Origin of the sequence: Sphingobacterium sp. LRF_L2 (assembly GCF_965644235.1) — a bacterium.
GTDB lineage: Bacteria > Bacteroidota > Bacteroidia > Sphingobacteriales > Sphingobacteriaceae > Sphingobacterium.
Map to the genome: position 1 here is coordinate 201,462 of NZ_CBFFRI010000001.1, position 19,625 is coordinate 221,086.

Annotated in this window: 11 protein-coding genes; 8 read left to right on the forward strand and 3 right to left on the reverse strand. The window is 38.2% G+C overall.

Going from position 1 to position 19,625, the window contains the following annotated elements:
* Positions 1 to 310 precede the first annotated feature (310 nt).
* Positions 311 to 1,726 carry a sugar MFS transporter gene (locus ACSZOX_RS00915; protein WP_437917855.1) on the reverse strand — a complete coding sequence of 472 codons (1,416 nt, stop codon included), beginning with the start codon at positions 1,724 to 1,726 and terminating at the stop codon, positions 311 to 313.
* 498 nt (positions 1,727 to 2,224) lie between these two features.
* Positions 2,225 to 3,736 carry a hypothetical protein gene (locus ACSZOX_RS00920; protein WP_437917857.1) on the reverse strand — a complete coding sequence of 504 codons (1,512 nt, stop codon included), beginning with the start codon at positions 3,734 to 3,736 and terminating at the stop codon, positions 2,225 to 2,227.
* A gap of 129 nt (positions 3,737 to 3,865) precedes the next feature.
* Between ACSZOX_RS00920 and yiaA the strand changes: the two genes are divergently transcribed.
* The 6 genes from yiaA (at position 3,866) to ACSZOX_RS00950 (ending at position 15,206) form a co-directional block, all read left to right on the forward strand.
* Positions 3,866 to 4,333 (forward strand): inner membrane protein YiaA, encoded by a 468-nt coding sequence (yiaA, locus tag ACSZOX_RS00925; RefSeq protein WP_437917859.1) that lies wholly within the window; start codon positions 3,866 to 3,868, stop codon positions 4,331 to 4,333.
* 346 nt (positions 4,334 to 4,679) lie between these two features.
* Positions 4,680 to 7,484 (forward strand): SusC/RagA family TonB-linked outer membrane protein, encoded by a 2,805-nt coding sequence (locus ACSZOX_RS00930; protein WP_437917861.1) that lies wholly within the window; start codon positions 4,680 to 4,682, stop codon positions 7,482 to 7,484.
* Positions 7,485 to 7,490: 6 nt separating this feature from the next.
* Positions 7,491 to 9,179, forward strand: a complete 1,689-nt coding sequence (locus ACSZOX_RS00935; RefSeq protein WP_437917862.1) for a RagB/SusD family nutrient uptake outer membrane protein — start codon at positions 7,491 to 7,493, stop codon at positions 9,177 to 9,179.
* 24 nt (positions 9,180 to 9,203) lie between these two features.
* The gene (locus ACSZOX_RS00940; RefSeq protein ID WP_437917863.1) at positions 9,204 to 12,314 is read left to right on the forward strand and encodes a SusC/RagA family TonB-linked outer membrane protein; all 3,111 of its coding nucleotides are present in this window, start codon (positions 9,204 to 9,206) and stop codon (positions 12,312 to 12,314) included.
* Positions 12,315 to 12,324: 10 nt separating this feature from the next.
* On the forward strand, positions 12,325 to 14,076 hold the full coding sequence (locus tag ACSZOX_RS00945; protein WP_437917864.1) for a RagB/SusD family nutrient uptake outer membrane protein: 1,752 nt from the start codon (positions 12,325 to 12,327) through the stop codon (positions 14,074 to 14,076).
* A 101-nt stretch (positions 14,077 to 14,177) separates the two neighbouring features.
* Positions 14,178 to 15,206 (forward strand): LacI family DNA-binding transcriptional regulator, encoded by a 1,029-nt coding sequence (locus ACSZOX_RS00950; protein ID WP_437917865.1) that lies wholly within the window; start codon positions 14,178 to 14,180, stop codon positions 15,204 to 15,206.
* Between the two features lie 299 nt (positions 15,207 to 15,505).
* Here ACSZOX_RS00950 and ACSZOX_RS00955 read toward each other — a convergent pair whose 3' ends face one another.
* Positions 15,506 to 16,618, reverse strand: coding sequence for an alginate lyase family protein (locus ACSZOX_RS00955; protein WP_437917866.1), 1,113 nt, complete (start codon positions 16,616 to 16,618; stop codon positions 15,506 to 15,508).
* Positions 16,619 to 16,951: 333 nt separating this feature from the next.
* Between ACSZOX_RS00955 and ACSZOX_RS00960 the strand changes: the two genes are divergently transcribed.
* Positions 16,952 to 17,818, forward strand: a complete 867-nt coding sequence (locus ACSZOX_RS00960) for a helix-turn-helix domain-containing protein (protein ID WP_437917867.1) — start codon at positions 16,952 to 16,954, stop codon at positions 17,816 to 17,818.
* A gap of 269 nt (positions 17,819 to 18,087) precedes the next feature.
* Positions 18,088 to 19,611: an acyl-CoA dehydrogenase family protein gene (locus ACSZOX_RS00965; protein WP_437917868.1), complete on the forward strand. Its 1,524-nt coding sequence runs from the start codon at positions 18,088 to 18,090 to the stop codon at positions 19,609 to 19,611.
* Positions 19,612 to 19,625 lie beyond the last annotated feature (14 nt).

A 19,625-nucleotide genomic window follows, 5' to 3' on the forward strand; every position in this document is an offset into this window, starting at 1 on the left:
TAATAATTGTAAAGCACAAGACCTAGTCACAGATGGGCTAAAATGCATGCTAAAACGGTATCTCAAATCAGTTGACCTTTTTACTGAGGTTAACTATCCATAACGTTATTGGCCACGAATCCGCTTAAATCTAAAGCATTCCAGCCATTCTTAAGCTATTCTTCCATAGCCGTTTTAACATTTATAACATAACGCAGTTCCCCACCTGACTTTAATTAAGTTTCTTTCTACGGAACCATACGAACGGATCAAGGCCGAATGCCCTACATAACTCATAAAAAAAAGGCCTAACGGCCTTTTTCAGAATTATTTAATGTCCTCCCTTAGACAATCCATCATTTCTTACCTGCCCTAAAGTCTTCAAACAGTACAAACCGAAGATTAAAATGACAATATAGCATAAAGCCGGCACCAGAAACGACTGTTGAACTCCTATGTTATCTGCTAGATACCCCTGAATAATCGGAACAATTGCCCCACCTAGGATAGCCATTACAACGAGAGACGATCCCTGACTGGTATATTTTCCAAGTCCTGCAATTGACAAAGTATAGATATTCGAAAACATAATCGAATTAAATATACCAATTCCAAGAACACTATACATAGCCCATTCTCCCGTATTCAATATTGCGGAGAAAAGTAGGCACACATTCATGCTAGCAAACACAACCAAAGTACGGGCAGGCGCAGATTTCCCCAATAAGAATGCGAGAAAATTCAAGGCTATAAATACCAAGAAGAAACTAATCTGCGAAAAAGAAAGGCTTACTACGGCGTAAATAATCAAAAACACAGCTAACGACGTAACGAGCATGTAAATAATCTTTTTACCACTCGCTAATGCGTTATTGAGAGATATTGCTCCCAAAAAACGACCGATCATTGCACCTCCCCAATAGAGTGCTAAATAATTTTTACTTATTGCCTCATCAAACCCCATAATATCGGGCAATTCTAAAAAACTAATAATAAAACTTCCTACAGCAACTTCGCCTCCTACATAGCAAAACATGGTTCCCACGCCGTAAAGAAGGTGTTTAAAACGAAGTGCTCCCCATCCTTTGACCGGTAACGCATCATCGGTTTGAAAAGAAGGTAATTTAACTCTTGCAATTAAAAGTGCAACTAGTAGCAGAATACCTCCAAAAATTAAATAAGGAATACGCGTAGCTACAGCACTAAAACTTCCGTCAGAGGAAGAAAACAATTCAAAAATCAAATGTCCGCCAAGCACGGGAGCGATTGTGGTACCGAAGGCATTGAAAGCTTGCGTCATATTTAGACGACTGGAAGCTGATTCTTCTGGACCCAACAGGGAGACATAGGCATTCGCCGTAATTTGAAGAACCGTAAAGCCTAGGCCTAAAACAAATAGCGCACCTAAAAACAAACCATAAGAAGATAAACTTGCTGCCGGATAAAAAAGAACACAACCTGTAGCTGCCAAGAAAATACCGAAAATTATCCCTTTTTTATATCCAACTTTATTTATAGGATCTTCTATCAGCGTAGAAAACAAGAAATAAGCTAAAGAACCAATAAAATAGGCTCCGAAAAAGCAAAATTGAACCAGCATCGACTCAAAAAAACTCAATTTAAAGAGTTGCTTCAAATAAGGAATCAAAATGTCATTCATGCACGTAATGAATCCCCACATAAAAAAAAGTGCTGTAATTGTAATTAAGGGCACTAGAAAATTTTGTTTTGTTGTTTGTGTTTCCATATATGTAATTATCGAACATGCCGTAGCCTTCGAAAGAAGACTTACGACAATTCATCCGTTGTTTAGTTTAATCCTTTATTTTTTGTTGAATAAGCAATCGAAAAGCAGCTAAAGCTAACCCGTACTGTAGAATATGTACGGTGACCAATTGAAAATATAGTGGGCATCCCTCCAAAAAAACTCCCTCAAGTAAATCCTCCAAAAAACAACATGCTTCATAAAGAAGCGATGCAATTCTACGGTGATAAACTTACAAATCCAAATAGATAGGGAAATTTCCTACAATAAAAGTAAGTACCCACTATTTTACTATTCTTTTTTACTTCATAGACATCGAGTATATCAACCTAAAATTATGGTCGCCTATTTAAGGCCGATATCTGCAAAAACAAACCAGATATGTTCAAGACAGTATACTTCAACTTTCTCTATATAAACAACATCTATATCAAGATGTCTACAAGACGGAAGAGATACGTGCTAATGCAAACAGCAAGTTTAATCAGCAATATGATCTGTAACTTGATTAACGAGATCTAACGTTATTTCATAGGAAGTCCTCTTATCCCAAAGAGCAATAATCCATGCAATAAAATTCAAATTGAAAATATCCTTATTTTCTCTCGCTTCTAACATAGAGAACACCGTCTTTTGATACGTAGCCGAAAAGACAATTTCCGGTTTCAAAAGATATTTCTCCACTAAGCTCAAAAAAAACAGAACACGATCTTCATGCGTACTCTTAAGGTATTGACTATATTTCCGTTTAAAACTGGACAATCTAGAAAGAGCAAGATCTATATTTTGAAATTGTATATGAATCAAAATTTCCATCAGATGTTTTCGTATCGTCCATAACATACCCATTTTTTTCTCATACCATGCATCCGTATGATTCAACTTTGCCAACTCTTTTAGGCAGCGTTTATCACCATATTGCGCTAAAAACATAGCTAGACAAATTTGCAGATCTTCTATATCCTCTTGTTTACATATTCTGACGGACTTCATCTTCAAAGCTTTTTCCAAAGTAGCAATAGCGAGCTTTGACTCACCTTGAAAATATTGATTTAATGCAACCAATAGTTGATAACGCAAGTAAAACAGTTGATAATATCTTTTATTATTTTCAATCAAATTGAAAAGTTGAGCCAAACAGACCTCACTTTCTGAAAACCTCCTACTCCTCAAATTAAAATTTGCGAGGTAATATAGAATAGAAAGGTAATAAAATGCATGCGATTCATTATGTTGATTTAGGTTTTGAATAAAGCGATGGCTTCTTCGTATATACCCTTCTATCAGTGTGTAATCCTGATAAATAGACGCATATTCATTAGCAATAAATAAAATTTGGTAAAGAGACTTATAGTTCATAAAATCCACCACAGCTATTTTATATCTTTTAACTGTATTCGAAATCAACGCTGTAAGATTAACAATCTTTCCTCCATGATGTATTGCACTCAATTCTTTTCGAAGATAGGCATATGCTAAATTTAGCTTCACCTCCCGTTGCATGTTACTTTGGTTCGCCAAAAAGCGTTCTTCCATAGCGGCCAGAGATTCAGAAACATCCACATGGGCATATTGAATTTTTAACAACAAAATTTCATGTATTAAGTTAAACTGCTCGAGTTTCCCAGCTAACTTCTCGGCCTTTGACAAGCATTTAAAAGCAACTTTTGTCAGATTATTTTCGAGCAGAAAACGACCAACAACAACCATCCTAAGAACCTCATACGCCTCATTACTGCTGGTCTCAAAAGTTCGCTGAGACAAAAACAACAGAAGATTATCTTGTAATCTTTTACGCAAGGCATGGTAGGCATCTTTATTTTTAGAAGATTTATAAAGCTTTTTTTCATTATTTATATCGTCATTTTTTATCAAATTTAAGAGTCGGATATTCTTCACATCAATACGTTTATTTTTGTGCTTAAGAAACTCTTTAAAGCTATTTAAATCTGATTCATTAAATAAATTTACCAATTCTACTAGTGTATCCATTCGTTTAAATAAAAAATAAATTCGTATAAATTAACGAAAAATATCGTCAGTTTTTATCATTTTATCACTTTCAGAAAATAGTATTCAGACCTAGATTTGCTTCCATATTAATCACTAAAACATTTAAATATGGAATCGCTAAAAAATCAAATTGAAGAAAACGCATTAACAACAAAACGCGAAGAAAAAGTAAGAAATCCTTTTAAACCTACGGGAGCTTTCATTGGTGCATCTTGGTTTGCGCTGCTCACGGGCACCGTTGGGTATTGCGTCGGACTGTGGAACGCAGCAATGGAGCTCAACGAAAAAGGATATTATTTCACTATTCTGCTATTTGGTCTATTCGCTGTTATTTCCGTTCAGAAAAGTGTAAGGGATAAGTCTGAAGGATTGGCAGTAACAGAACTCTACTATGGTTTAAGCTGGTTTGCAACAATAGCATCAATCATATTGCTAGTGGTAGGCCTTTGGAATGCAAACCTGACCCTGAGTGAAAAAGGATTTTATGGTATGTCTTTTACACTAAGTATATTCTCGGCAATTGCTGTACAAAAAAATACCAGAGACGCTAAAATGTTCGACGAAAAAGAAATATAACTTAGCGGTTCCCCGTAGTCCTTGCTCTGCAAGGCTACGGTTTTTGAACTTATCGCTATAATTCCAAAATACCACTTAGAGAAAATCGTCCAAGTGAGAACGTTCCCAAAATTTGGGAACGTTCTCACTTAAAAAAAATCAATTCTTCCTTCAGCTCCCACCAACTACTAAATATATTTGATTCATTGCTAACCAAAAAAACTATGATGAATCAAATTAAAATGTCGCATACCGACCCCTGTCCATAACAGGTGACTCGCGCTATATAAGTACTTTTATATAGTTTTTCATGTATACTATCGTCCGAGTTAAAATGTTATTATAACCTATTTAAACCGTAAAAAGTATGATATTTTTCAAACAACTTTTAGGAGTTAAAGCTGTTGTTCTCTTCCTCTGCTGTATTCCAATATATACCAAAGCTCAGCTGGATAAATCAACAATTTCAAACAACAACGACACCTTAAAAACTTATCCTTTAATATATTATAGCATACCACAAGATAACTCTGTCTCTTCAGTCGCAATTTTATCAGGAAATAAAATTGCCCATACGCCTGTTGCCTCATACCCCTTGGCTCTTTCTGGAACACTCACAGGTCTTCGCGTTAATCAAACCAATGGACAACCTTTAAATGAGGAAATATCTATTGCATTGCGCGGACGTAGCCCCATGATTTTGATAGATGGCATCCCAAGATCCGTAACAGAAATAGGCATGCAAGAGATTGAATCAATCACTGTTCTAAAAGACGCAGTATCACTAGGAATGCTCGGGATCCGGGGGGCCGGTGGAGCAATTTCAATCGTCACAAAAAAAGGAAGCGCAACCAAGTCTGAAATAAATTTTTCTGGACAATGGGGAACCCAATACATGTTACAAAATCTTATTGGCGAACCGCTTGGTGCTTATCAGTATGCTTTATTGTACAACGAAGCCTTAACTAACGATGGCCTTTCTGTACAAAATAGGGGCTTCAACGAGACTACCCTCGCTGGCTATCGTAATCGGACAGATGACCTCATTTACCCAGATGTAAATTGGCGTGATGAGCTCTTAAAGGACCAAGCTGCGATAGCACGGTATAACCTGAATACACGTGGAGGTAATAATTTTGTACGTTATTTTGTCAATCTAGAACATCTTAGACAAGACGGATTCCTGAAAACGGACAATGCGAACAACTACAGTACAAATACAGGTGCAAAAGGTTACTTTATACGTTCGAACGTAGACCTAAAACTATCCGATAAACTTGAGGCTGGCATATACCTTCAAGGACGGTTGATGCAAGGGAATAGTCCTGGAAATGATGCTGCCCCGGCTATTTTCCAATCTATTCTGAATACGCCCAATAATGCATATCCGATATACAATGCAAATGGTACATACGCAGGGAATGCGCTATTCCAAAATAACATTCTTGCGCAAGCCATGGGATCGGGCTATTCTATTGCTAACACAAGAACAGTACTAACAGATTTCTATCTCAAAGGTAATATGGATCATTTAATAGCCGGACTATGGGTTAAAGCTAGAGCGTCTTTTTTTAGCAACTTACGTGAAAACTACATCAGAAATAAATCTTTTGCAGTTTTCCAATGGGTTAACAACGATCCAAACAATGCTTACTACAAACAATATGGAAACACCACAGAGCAAAATAACAGTAACAATATTGCATTCCAAAATCGTTCGAATTTTCAGGAGCTATCTATTGGCTATAGTAAAACAACCAATAAACATGAAATACAAGCTGTAGCTCTTGTTAATCGAGACAATCTTGTCAATGGTTCAAACCTCGCCTATACCGTACAAGGATTAGCTGGACATTTAGCTTATAATTTTGACAGCCGTTACCTCGCGGAGGTATCCTTTGCCGTTAATGGTGCCAATCGTTATCCTAATGATGGCGGATTCCGATATGGAACATTCCCCGCATTAGGTTTAGGTTGGAATATCCATAAAGAGACCTTTTTAAAAGATACACCTTGGCTAAATGCCCTCAAGCTATATGGCTCGTTTGGAGCTGTAGGGAGAGATAATGCAAGTTATTATACTTACCTACAGTCGTACAATGCTGCCCCTACGACTTACTTCGGATCGAGCGCCACAATTCCAGCTACTATTGGAGAATCCTATCTCGCTTATCCAGATGTAACCTGGGAAAAAGTAACAATGTTAAATATTGGATTAGATGCTCGCTTTTTTCAAAACCGCCTTACAATCAGCATGAATCATTACACGAACAAACATACTGACCTCAGCATAGTTAGAGGTACAAATAGCGAAACTTTCGGTATAAACTACCCCGCAGAAAATATAGGCAAACAACAATACTCAGGTTTTGAAGGAGAGCTAGGATGGCAAGAAACAAAACAAAAAATCGGGTACTATGCATTTTTTAATGCCAGTATCCAACAGTCAAAACTAATCTACGCGGGTGAGCCAACACCGGCTTACGAATGGATGGTGAAAACAGGAAATCCTGTGGGACAAGCATACGGATATATTGCAGAAGGTCTTTTCCGTGACGAAGGTGAATTACTATCTCACCCTACGATAGAAGGGTATCAGGCGCAATTAGGAGACATCAAATATAGAGATTTAAACAACGACAGTGTTATCAATCAGTATGATCAGAGTCCTATTGGCTCAACAAAACCCGAAATTTTGATTGGAACAAGACTAGGCCTTCAAGTTGGCGCTTTTGATTTCAATGCTTTTCTTCAAGGCGAATTAAACCGACAGGTTTATTTATCGGGTAATAGCTACCGTGAGTTTGCCAATGGCACAGGACAAGCTTACAGCTTTCATCTCGATCGCTGGACACCAGAAAACATATCGGCTTCCTATCCGCGTCTAAGTACGAATTCAGGCCCCCGTAATGGCGAGATAAATAATAATGTAACTTCTACCTTTTGGCTTCAAAATGGAAACTTCCTTCGATTACGCACCATTGAACTTGGATACGCATTGCCGCAATCTTTACTCCGTAAAGCTAAATTACAAACGGCTAGGCTATTTGTCCATGGATACAATCTATTCACAATAGGATCGAAAACTTTTCGTGATGCAGATCCTGAAAACTTTAAAGGATTGTATCCCATCCAAAAAACAGTCAGTCTAGGTGTACATATCCAACTATAAATTAAGATGAAAAAGATAACAACTTACTTAGCTATATTCACCTTTTTAGCGCTAGCATCTTGTGACAAATTTGAGCAGGAACCTAAAGAACGTATATTAGAAACAGACATCTTTGATGCCACGGACAAAGAGGGAATTCAAGCAAAAGCTTATCTATTTGGCATTTATTCCTTCCTTCCCAATGGATTTAATCGTATAGACGGGAATTTCTTAGATGCCGCAACAGATGATGCTATCCCCTCTTCCGAACGTTCTGCTATTAGTTTGTTTACCAATGGTCAACTAACAGCCGTAAATTATCCTGACAACAATTGGCAAAACAGCTACACGATCATTAGAAGATGTAACATCTTTATCAACAATATCGGGATTGTCCCGATCCCTGAAGAACTAATAAGCCGTTACATCGCAGAAGCACGATTCTTGCGCGCTTTTGCTTACTTCGAACTTCTCAAAAGATATGGTGGAATACCGCTAATAGGCGACCGTGTATTCGACTTAAAAGATGACATGCAGATTCCGAGAGCAACTTTTTCCGAATGCTTAGACTACATCGCGGCCGAATGTGATGCAATCAAAGACATCCTTCCAAAGGGATCAGACATTGCAGCTGTAGATTATGGGCGCGTCAATTCCGAAACTGCTTTAGCACTAAAATGCCGCCTATTATTATATGGAGCAAGTCCACTTTACAATGGCGGTGCAACAGCAAATGACCTAACAATTAAAAATCTAAACGGATATACAAACTATGACAAGAACCGTTGGAACCAAGTGATATCAACTGCTGAAGCAATTATAGCGCAGGGTTATTTCAAATTACCCGCAGCAACTGGAACTGCCGCATACAGAAACATCTTTATAACCAAGATAAACACCGATATTATTTTCGCAAAACAATCCGCCAATTCCACGATACTAGAAAACAACAATGCACCGATTGGATATGTAGCTCCCACGACGAGCAACGGACAAACGAGTCCAACACAGGATTTTTTAAATGCTTTTCCGAATAGCAACGGAACACCATATACTGGAACTTCCACCAACTTAGAGCAATATCAGAACAGAGATCCTCGCTTAAACGCTATCATTTTTTATAACGGTGTACAATGGTTAGGAAGAGCTGTAGAAACTTTCGAAGGCGGTTTAGATAAACCGAACAAACCATATCAACTGCAAACACGAACATCGTACTACCTACGAAAATTTTTAGGAGACTTTACGACAGCTACTACCTATGCCAACCAAAGTCACAACTTCCCGTATTTCAGATATGCCGAAGTATTGCTTAGCTATGCAGAAGCACTTAACGAGATGGAACGAACGGAAGATGCAACTAAACAGCTCATAGCTATCAGAACAAGAGCAGGCATTAGCGCTGGTTCTAATGGACGGTACGGAATTCCAGAAAATGTAGACCAAGCTACATTACGACAACTGATAAAAAATGAACGGCGTATAGAACTTTCCTTCGAAGAACATCGTTTTTGGGACATCCGTCGTTGGAAAGATGCAGAATCAATCAACGATAAACTTACAGGACTCACACTCAGTAAAACCAACGAAGCGATAACAGCTAAAGAAACAGTGGTGTCTGATTTCAAATTCAATCCAAAAAATTACTATATGCCCCTCCCATATGATGAGGTATTAAAAAACAAAAAACTTATCCAGAATGAAGGTTACTATTAATCTATCGACATTATGAAACCAATCATGAAAAACTTTGTATATCACGTTATATGCTTTATTATATTATCCAATATAACATGCCTCTATGCGCAACCTCGCCAAATGAGCGGGATCGTAAAAAATCTAGCAGGTCCCATGAAAGATGTCACCATTATGGAAAAAGGTATTTCTCAAAACCAAACAACTACAGATGACAAGGGACATTTCACCCTCAACCTAACGAATAATATCATTGTATTAACACATATTGGATACATTTCACAAGAGGTTAATATCCATGAAAGATCGTTTATTGAGATTCTGCTAACAGAAGATTCCAACGCGCTGGAGGATGTTGTCGTTGTTGGCTTTGGATCTACATCAAAAAAAACATTAACTGGTTCCGTAAGTTCGATCACTGGAGATGAAATACGACAAAGTCCGTCACCTAATTTACAGAACACATTAGCAGGCCGAATCACGGGTTTCAGTAGCCAGCAGCGAAGCGGGCAACCAGGCAGCGACGCAGCTACATTCTACGTTCGTGGCGTGAGTTCCTATACAGGCAATAATCAACCTCTAATCATCGTGGACGATATCGAGTTCACCTACGCCCAATTCTCTGCACTCAACGCAAATGAAGTAGAATCAATTAGCATTCTAAAAGATGCAGCAACAACATCGATCTATGGAATAAAGGGTGCTAATGGGGTTATTCTAGTGACAACTACACGCGGTAAAGAAGGCAAGCCACGCATTAGTTTTCAGTCCGAGTATGCACTAAGCCAGTTGACACGTCGCCCCACTTTCCTGAATGCCTATGAGTCTGCATTATTGTTAAATACCGCGCAAATTAATAGCAACAATTTAAATCCAAACCAAAGTTTTGTTCCACAATTTTCAGAGGATGATCTCGAACTCTTCCGTAATGGAAGTGATCCTTATGGACATCCAGATAATAACTGGACAGATATTTTGCTTCGAAAATTTGCCCCTCAATTTCGAAATAACTTTAGTGTAACTGGAGGTACCGATCGTGCAAAATATTTCGTTTCATTAGGTCAGCTTGATCAAGGTGGCCAATTAAAGGATTTCAGCGCAGATCTGAATAGCAAGTTTTATTACAAACGGTATAATTATCGTTCAAACATAGACTTAAAAGTAAACGCAGACCTGGATATTCGATTCGATTTTTTCGGAAATCTAGACGAAACCAACTCAAATAATGCTAGTGCAAACAACAATATATTTAGTGACCTCTCCCGCACGGCAGAGACTGCCCCATACAACTATCCCATCTATAATCCAGATGGAAGTCTAGGTTATAGTCAATGGCAACGCAACTCTTCTGGAAGGAACAACAATAACTTAGTAGGACGGCTAATGTATAATGGCTACTACCGCACATTTAGCAATAATATCAATGTCGCGACATCAGCTACCCAGCGCCTAAATTTTATCACACAAGGTTTATCTGTGAAAGGAACTTTAGGCTATCGCAATAACTACTTTTACACGAGAAGTATGCAACGCCCCGCGAGTGGAACAGGTTTTATATCTTACATCTATGACCAAAACACAGACACCTATTCCTTTGGACAACGCGACAATATCTATCGCTTGACCACCCCTTCATTAAGCTATTCCCCCGGAAGCACCAATGCTTCATTAACTCTTCAAGCTATTTTAAACTACAACCGAACCTTTGCGGAACACCATCATGTACAAGGCTTATTTTTGTATAACCAAAACAGTAAAACCGCAAACAACAGTAATAGGGATTATAATTTCATACCAGAAAATTTTAAAGGCTATACTGGCCGGTTTAGTTACGATTATAGAAACAAATATCTTATAGAAATTAGTGGTGCTTACAACGGTACAGATCGCTTTGCTGAAAACAAACGTTTCGGTTTTTTCCCCGCAGCCTCCGTGGGATGGAATGTTGCAGAAGAGCAATTTGTGAAAGATCATTTCTCTTTTATTAATCTATTCAAAATTCGTGGCTCCTATGGTCTAACGGGAGTCGACAACACGGGAGGAGTTTACTCTTACATACAAAGTTACACTATTGGAAGTGGCACCGGATTATTCGGCACATCCAACAACAACACCTACTTTACAGCCTTGGAAGGTACACTCGCAAACAGCGAAGTAACCTGGGAGAAGGAGAAAAAAATGGATATTGGCTTAGACCTAGCGTTGTTTAACAGAAAGCTAAATGCAACTATTGGATATTTTGCTAATGAGCGTTATGATATTCTTACCACACGTGGAAGCGTATCTGCCATATTCGGACAAACATTGCCTAATGTTAATCTCGGAAGAACAAATAACAAAGGTTGGGAGTTAGAAATCGGCTATACCGACAACATTCAAGAAAATTGGCGTTACACAATCAAAGGAACATATTCCTTAGCAAGGAATAAGATCTTATTTATGGATGAACCCGAGCCACTTTATCCTTACCAACGTCTTACAGGACAATCAATAGGCTCTGCATTGAAATACAGTTGGACAGGAGAATTTTACACCACAGAAGATATTGAAAACCCAGCAGTACCAAAGCCAGCTGTTGGAGGACGACCAGGTGATCTAAAGTATAAAGATTTAAATGGTGATGGTATTATCAACTCGAGCGACCAATCCTACTTTGGCTACACAAACTTACCAAATACAACTTATGGATTGACGTTAAGCGCGGGTTACAAAAATTTAAATGTAACCGTCCTGTTTCAAGGCGCAAGCAATTTTGTATCCAGTGCACAAGGAGCTATCATTCATCACAATGCAAGCAAGTCCCTCCCCATACATCAGCAGCACTGGACCCCCGAGCTAGGCAACAACGCCAAATATCCACAACTTTACACCACAGGCCTCAGTCAGAGCCCTCGTGATTTTTACTCAGATTTTTGGGCAATACCCGGAGATTACATCCGCTTGAAAACAGCTGAAATAAGCTATACGTTAAGCAGCGAGCTGTTAAGACGAATGCGGATAAAAGACCTTCGCCTTTATACCAGCGGCTATAACCTCTTGACTTGGACCAAACTGGACAAACTGTACAATTTAGATCCCGAAGTATTAGAATCAGTTGCGGACTTACCTTATCCCCCAACTCGCATCTTTAACTTCGGTATAAATCTAACCTTTTAATTCTTAACACATGAAAAAATATATTTTAGCGATCATTTGCGTTGGATTTTTTCTATCCTGTCAGAAGTCAAAATTCCTCGATGATAAAACCAATGTAATTTCAGAAGATGACGTATTCACTGATAGTGTTAGAACTTTGGGCTTTTTAGACCGAATTTATGTCGATATGGGATTTGCCTTTGGCCCTTATCGTTTTTCTTCTGCAGGAGGAGCGGGAACGACCGAACTAGCTACCGACAATGCGGAAGGCAATAACAACCTATCTGTATGGGCTGTCTCTTACGTTCAAGGTGCTATAGGTCCCAATAACGTACTAACAGGTTTCGCAACGGACAAGGATTTTTGGAATACACCCTATAAAAACATAAGACGTGTCAACTTACTATTATCTAAACTTCCTTCAGCACCTTTCCATGAATCTATAAAGCGGCGTATGCAAGCAGAAGCTCGTTTTTTAAGAGCTTTCTATTACCATCATCTCATCAGTGCATTTGGAGCTGTACCATTGATAAGTGATCAAATATTTGACATTAACGATATGATTAATATACCACGAAATAGTTATGAAGAATGTGTAAACTATATTGTTAGCGAACTCGATCAATCCGCTCAGATACTATCTACATACCGATACTCGGATATTGACTATGGACGCATTACTGTTGGTGCTTGTTTAGCTTTAAAATCGAGAGTATTACTCTATGCCGCTAGCCCATTATTCAATGGAGGCTTAAATGACAACGTTAACGAGCTTGCTCCTCTTCTAGGTTATGTCAATAATGAAAAAAGCAGATGGCAAATAGCTGCCGATGCAGCACAGCAGTTGATAAACAGCAACATGTATAGCCTACACGTGGATAATACAACCCGAGCAGGAAACGGGTTCTATGAAGTATTCTTAAAACGTGTCAATAACGAATACATTCTTCCATACAACCGTCCAGCTCAAAAGGAACTAGAATCGTATTATCTGCCTCCATCTCGCTCGGGAAGCTCTGTCATGAAGCCTACACATAATCTTGCTGAAGCATTCCCCATGCGTGACGGAAAAAGTATACACGAAAGCAGCTTATACGATTCTGATCAGCCCTACAGCAATCGAGATCCCAGGTTTGACTACTCTATTATCTACAATGGTTTGCCATATACTAGCAACACTGGTCCTAAAACAACGATTTTCACTTATACGAGTGCTGGCTCCGTTATCCCCAATAGCACTTCTGATGCCTACACCTCAAATAATTATTTTACAGGATATTTTTCAAGAAAAATGCTGGATGAAAATTTAGCTTCCAATACTGCTGGTAATACAGAACGTAGCTGGCCTTTAATTAGATACGCGGAGATATTATTAAATTATGCTGAAGCCATCAATGAGGCTGGTTTTCCAGAAAAAGCATACAACAGTTTAATAGAAATACGCCAAAGGGCAGGGATACTTGCTGGCACAGACGGACTTTATGGCCTTAACGCCAATATGAATACCGAAGAAATGCGTGCCATTATTAGAAATGAACGACGAATCGAGTTAGCCTTTGAAGACCACCGTTTCAACGACATCAGAAGATGGATGATTGCAGAAAATGTTTTAAAAGGATTTAACAAAATTGCGATTATTACGCGTACTGGTGAAAATGCATTTTCCTATAACATAGGATCTGCCCCTCGTCCTCTAAATTTTCGAAAAGCCATGTATCTCTTACCGATACCTTTATCAGAAATACAGAAAATGCCACTTCTATTGCAAAATCCGGGGTATTGATCGTAGTACCCCTTTTTTCACCTATTTGTCTTTTCATTTTACCAAATAAGAGTTATTTTAGGTATTATTATAAACATAAGCGGTCAAAAACCTATTAATAAATGAAGAGCGATCAAGTAACTATTGTCGATATTGCAAAAGAATTAAAAATCTCTAAATCAACTGTTTCTAGAGCCCTAACTAATCATCCGAATGTAAAGGCAGAAACACGTCAAAAAATTATAGAGTTAGCAGAAAAGCTAGATTATCAACGCAACATGCAATCGATAAGCTTGATAACCAATAAAACGAAGACAATAGGTATTGTACTCCCGGAATTCATTACGTCGTTTTTTCCACAGGTAGTCGTTGGCGCACAGGAAGAGGCTAGTAAAGAAGGTTACTCCGTACTTATTTCGCAATGCAACGAAGATTATGCCACGGAGGTCGCGAATTCAAAAGTTATGCTTGCCAACCGAGTGGATGGCGTTTTAGTTTCTCTCACCAAAGAAACACTAAATTTTGACCATTGGAAAATATTCGTACGCCGTAATATTCCTATTGTATTCTTTAACCGAGTATGTAATGAAATTATGGTTCCCAAGGTGGTTGTTAACGATTATGATGCAGCTTTCAAAGCTGTTGAACATCTCATATCTATTGGAAAAAGACGTATAGCCCATCTATCCGGGCCAAAACAATTGGTGATCAGCCAAAAGAGATTAAATGGTTACCGAGACGCATTAATTAAACATGGCCTAGAGGTCGATGAAGATCTCATTATAGATTTCGATTTAAGCCTTCCGAAGGTAAAAATATACGTTAAATTCTTAATGGAATTGGAAAATCCTATAGATGGAATTTTCGCAGTAAATGATCCTACCGCATTGGAAGCAATGCAAATTATAAAAAAGATGAAAAAACGTATTCCTGATGATGTTGCAGTTGTGGGGTTTAGTGACAATTACGGCTCTAGTTTTGCTGAACCGAGCCTAACGACACTGGCCCAGCCTGTCAAAGAGATTGGCCGAACCGCTGTACAATTGTTATTAAACCTTATTGATAAAGACCAAAGCGAATGGAAACCCATCATAAAAACCCTAGATGCAGAGCTTATCATTAGACATTCTACCGTTGCAGCAAAAGATTAACTGACCATATCTAAAAACAGTTAGGGAGCATTCCCGTTTAATATTCCCCATTCAAGATGTATTAATAAGTACATAGATGGCTAAATTTGCGTATAACGAATAAACCAAATCATCCATTTAACAGCCATCATCCTTTCTTAGAGATCCATTCCCCACCACGAATTAACCACCTTATTGATAGGTAAATAGCCTATTTTAAAAAATAGGCTACGGGATACGCTTTTGCAAGTCAATAAAATGTATTGTTCAAATATTTCAATACAAAAAATGAATAGATGACATTTGACTAAAGAAGAACATTATCGCTTCAAATCAATAGGCATCAATGTAGGGAATGTCCAAGCAAAATGGTGTTTTACGAAAGAAACAGGTCTATACGGAGCGGCGAAATCGTCAAAAGTAGAATCCTTATATACATCCTTCATCGACTCGAAAAGATTTGGAGGCCAAAAGCCGGTTATTGTATTTAAATCAGCGACATCGGGATTTTTAAACCAAGGCCATTCTTGCGCATGAGCCACATAATACTTCAAATATGTTAACGCTTTGTAAACAGATGCTCCCTCGCGTTCTAAGAAAAAGAGATTTTCTCCAGTTTCATTATAGATCGTCCAAAGTGACGCTGTTAATGGCGCTAATGAAAAGTACGTATACCATAATCCTTTTCCTTCGCGTTTAACTTCCTCAATCATATGCCCATCCGGTGCAATTTTATCAAACAAATCTTTTTTGATTAAATTGGTCGTATTACGGAAATCGACCGTATCTCGCAGGTAAGAAGCAGCCAAAAGCGTAGCAAACCGAGACCAGTCTCCAGAGTTATTATTCCGATATTGAATACTGTGAGACGCCTTTAGAAAAACATTCTTTGTCCATTCGTCAAACTGACGCTTATCAGATCTTTTCCACAATTTATCATCACGAAGCAACCCTGCTGCAATCATCAGCCCTGGACCTGCATAGGAAAGTACCAATGAACCATCCAGTTCCGCATATTCCTTATTTATTGTAGCCCATGCTTTCAAGAAATATAACGCTTTATTACCATATTCTTTTTCCCCACTCAACACATAAGCTAGAGCTGTACTATAAGCACCAAAAGCGTCTGTTTGAAGATGCATAGCCATTTCCCTATGCGTTTTTTTATCAGAATAGAAACCTGGTATTTTAAGATTCTCCACAGCGTGATGTTCAATTTGCAACATGGAATCTGCCTGCTTCAAGAGCTCTTTATAGGCTGTAAAAACAGGTTCCTCCCTGTTCTTAATCTTTTCCTTTACAAGCTTGATCTGCCAATTCGGATGCATACCGGAAGGCTGAGCATGTAACGATGGTAAAAAAAATAGCAAAAACAAAGTGAGTGTACTCAATTTCATCTGCATTATCTGGCTCAAAATGGTTAGTCTTTTCATTATATCATTTTCACAATTATCAAAAAAATCATTCTGATCCTAAAATAGCCGAAATAGAACCGATCTAGAAGTACTGATCTTCTTTATTTCTATAGAACCGTTCCCAACAATTGGGAACGGTTCCAAACAAGGAATTATTCTACTAACCACTTATGTTCTTTCGAAAGCATACAACTAGCATATAATGTACTAGATCGCTGCAAGAAATTACAATTTTGAAACTATTAAAACCAATACGTATTTATATAGGATCAAAATTTCTAAAAACTTTTTTTTCTCCACTATTTATTGGATATTGGCATATACGGTAACAACAACTAAAATACGTAAAGAATGGAAAAACCGGTAAATGCAGATGAATTCGTCGACCGATTTATGGTCGGTAGTATGGAGCATCTACGTCACCAACTATCTCCAGTTAAAATATTCAGGCTAACAGAGATTGCTCCTTATCTTAAAATCCCTATACCGCCAATATTTCTCGGCTATAACCTGCTCGTACATTTAACAGAAGGCTATTTCGAGCATCAAATTGGCCCCAAAGTCTATGTTGTTAAAGCACCTGCCGTATTAATAAACACCTACGGCAATATATCCGCCATACGATCAGTTGATACTTCAGCCAAAGGACACTGTGTGTTAGTGAATGATAGCGCGATGACTTCTATATTTCGAGAGCAGGAGATTTTAAATATCTTTACTGTCTCTCCACTGCTCAATCTATCTACCGAAGGCAATTCCAGTTTAGATAAGCTTTTCGGTTTGTTGTATGATGAACTACATACTGAGACGCCCTACAAAGAGCTTTCAGAAAGCCTACTAAAGTCTTTACTCCTAAAAATCATTAAGCTATCGGCATCCAATAATCAACTTAATCGAAGACAGGAAATTGCGATGATGTTCAAGCAATTAGTGCATAAGAATTTTAAAAAAGAAAAAAACATAAGCTTTTATGCTGACAGATTAGCTGTTTCTATAAACTATCTGAACAGATGTGTTTCCTCGGTATACAACAAATCTTCCAAAGAACTCATATTAGAAGTTTTAGTTATGCATAGCCAACTGCTATTATTTGAATCCACAAGAAGCATTGCCGATATCTGCTATGAGTTAGACTTCCCAGACCCTTCCTATTTCTCACGTATCTTCAAAAAGATAGTGGGTATTTCTCCTACCACTTATAGAAAAAATGCCAAATAGAAAACACACATGCACGATTTATCCTATTTTTTATACTGATTCAATCAAGATCTTTTTAATTCTACACATTAACTTTGTATAAAGTGGTCGTGCATACACCGTTAGTTTAAAGCATATTGATCATGAAAAGTTAAGATGTATTTATACTATAACGTTCTTTAAATCTACAGTTTTACTTTTCACACTTCAATTGTACCGGAAGAGGTTTCGATAAACTAATTTGGTATAGCACGTTTGGTACCACCCTTCATTCGATTACAATAGAAAAAATGCTTAACGTATTGCAGCCTCAAATTATCAGCCCAGATTTTGATGTTTTCATCAAATCGTTCAGGGAAAGGTTATCCGATTTATTCAATCATACTTACGATTACAATAATCTAAGTCTCGATCGTGGTTTACCCGACCACTTTTTAAGTGAGATTATGGATATGAAGCCTCTTTCTGTAGCTATTCCCGAGTGTTACGGGGGGCGAGGCGTTCTTGTTAAAGAGTGTCTTAGTGTTCTATCTGCAGCGTCTTACGAATCGCTATCGCTATCCCTTATATTTGGTATCAACATTGCACTCTTTCTCGAACCGTTTGCTAAATATGGAGATTCGTCTCTAAAACCAGCTGTTTTTCATAGATTTTTGGAAGAAAAAGCTATGGGAGGACTCATGATAACAGAAAAGGCTTATGGCAGTGATGCCTTAAATATGCGGACTTCGTACGAACAATATGGTTCTGGATACCAGATTAAAGGACAAAAGCATTGGCAGGGTTTAACCGGAGCTGCAGATTTTTGGCTTGTTACAGCACGTAAAAAAAATGCCCAAGGAGAACTCGCAAGAGATATCGACTTCTTTCTAACTGATAATAACCTTCCAGAGCAAAAGATTGATGTAGAACGTTATTACAACAACCTTGGTTTATATGCTATACCTTATGGCATTAACAACATAGATATAGAAGTTCCTCAGGAACACAGATTGCAACCGGAAAGTACAGGTATCAAATTAATGTTAGATACCTTGCACCGCAGTAGACTACAGTTTCCGGGAATGGGCATGGGCTTCATCAAACGACTATTAGACGAAACTTTAACACACTGTAAAAACAGACAAGTTTCCGGGCTAAGACTTCATGAAATCGATGCCGTAAAACAGCAGCTTTCACGTATACAAGCCGCATTTACAATTTGCTCAGCAATGTGTTCTTATAGTACCTCTGTGAGCTCTATCTCGGCAGATCTCTCAGGGAATGGCATTGACGCAAATAGCGTTAAGGCATTAGTGACGGATCTTATGCAAGAATCTGCACAAATATCTTTACAGCTTGCAGGTGCAAACGGATACAGACTTGATCATATCGCTGGGCGTAGCGTAGTCGATAGTAGACCTTTCCAAATATTCGAAGGTTCAAATGAGATGTTGTATTCACAGGTTGCCGAAGCGGTCACCAAGCTTATGCGCAAAAGCAAAGAACAAAATTTGCTTGCTTTTCTAAATGTTTATCACCTCACACAACACGCTTCACCTTATTTTAAGAAAGCTTTGGATCTAAATCTTTCTGATCAAATAAAACAAAGAGATTTAGTCACATTAGGCAAAGTCATTGCTAGAGTGATCTGTTTCCAATTTGTACTACAAATCGGAAACAACGGATTCAACCCGCAACTAGTCAGTATTACTCAAGACCACGTTTCAATGGATATCGCAATGCTTATTGGACAATTAGCGAGCAACAATCAAGCGGCACCTCAAATGGAATACGAAGAGAATTCTGATTGGACAAATTTTACAGCAATCTAAGTGCCCTTAAAAAA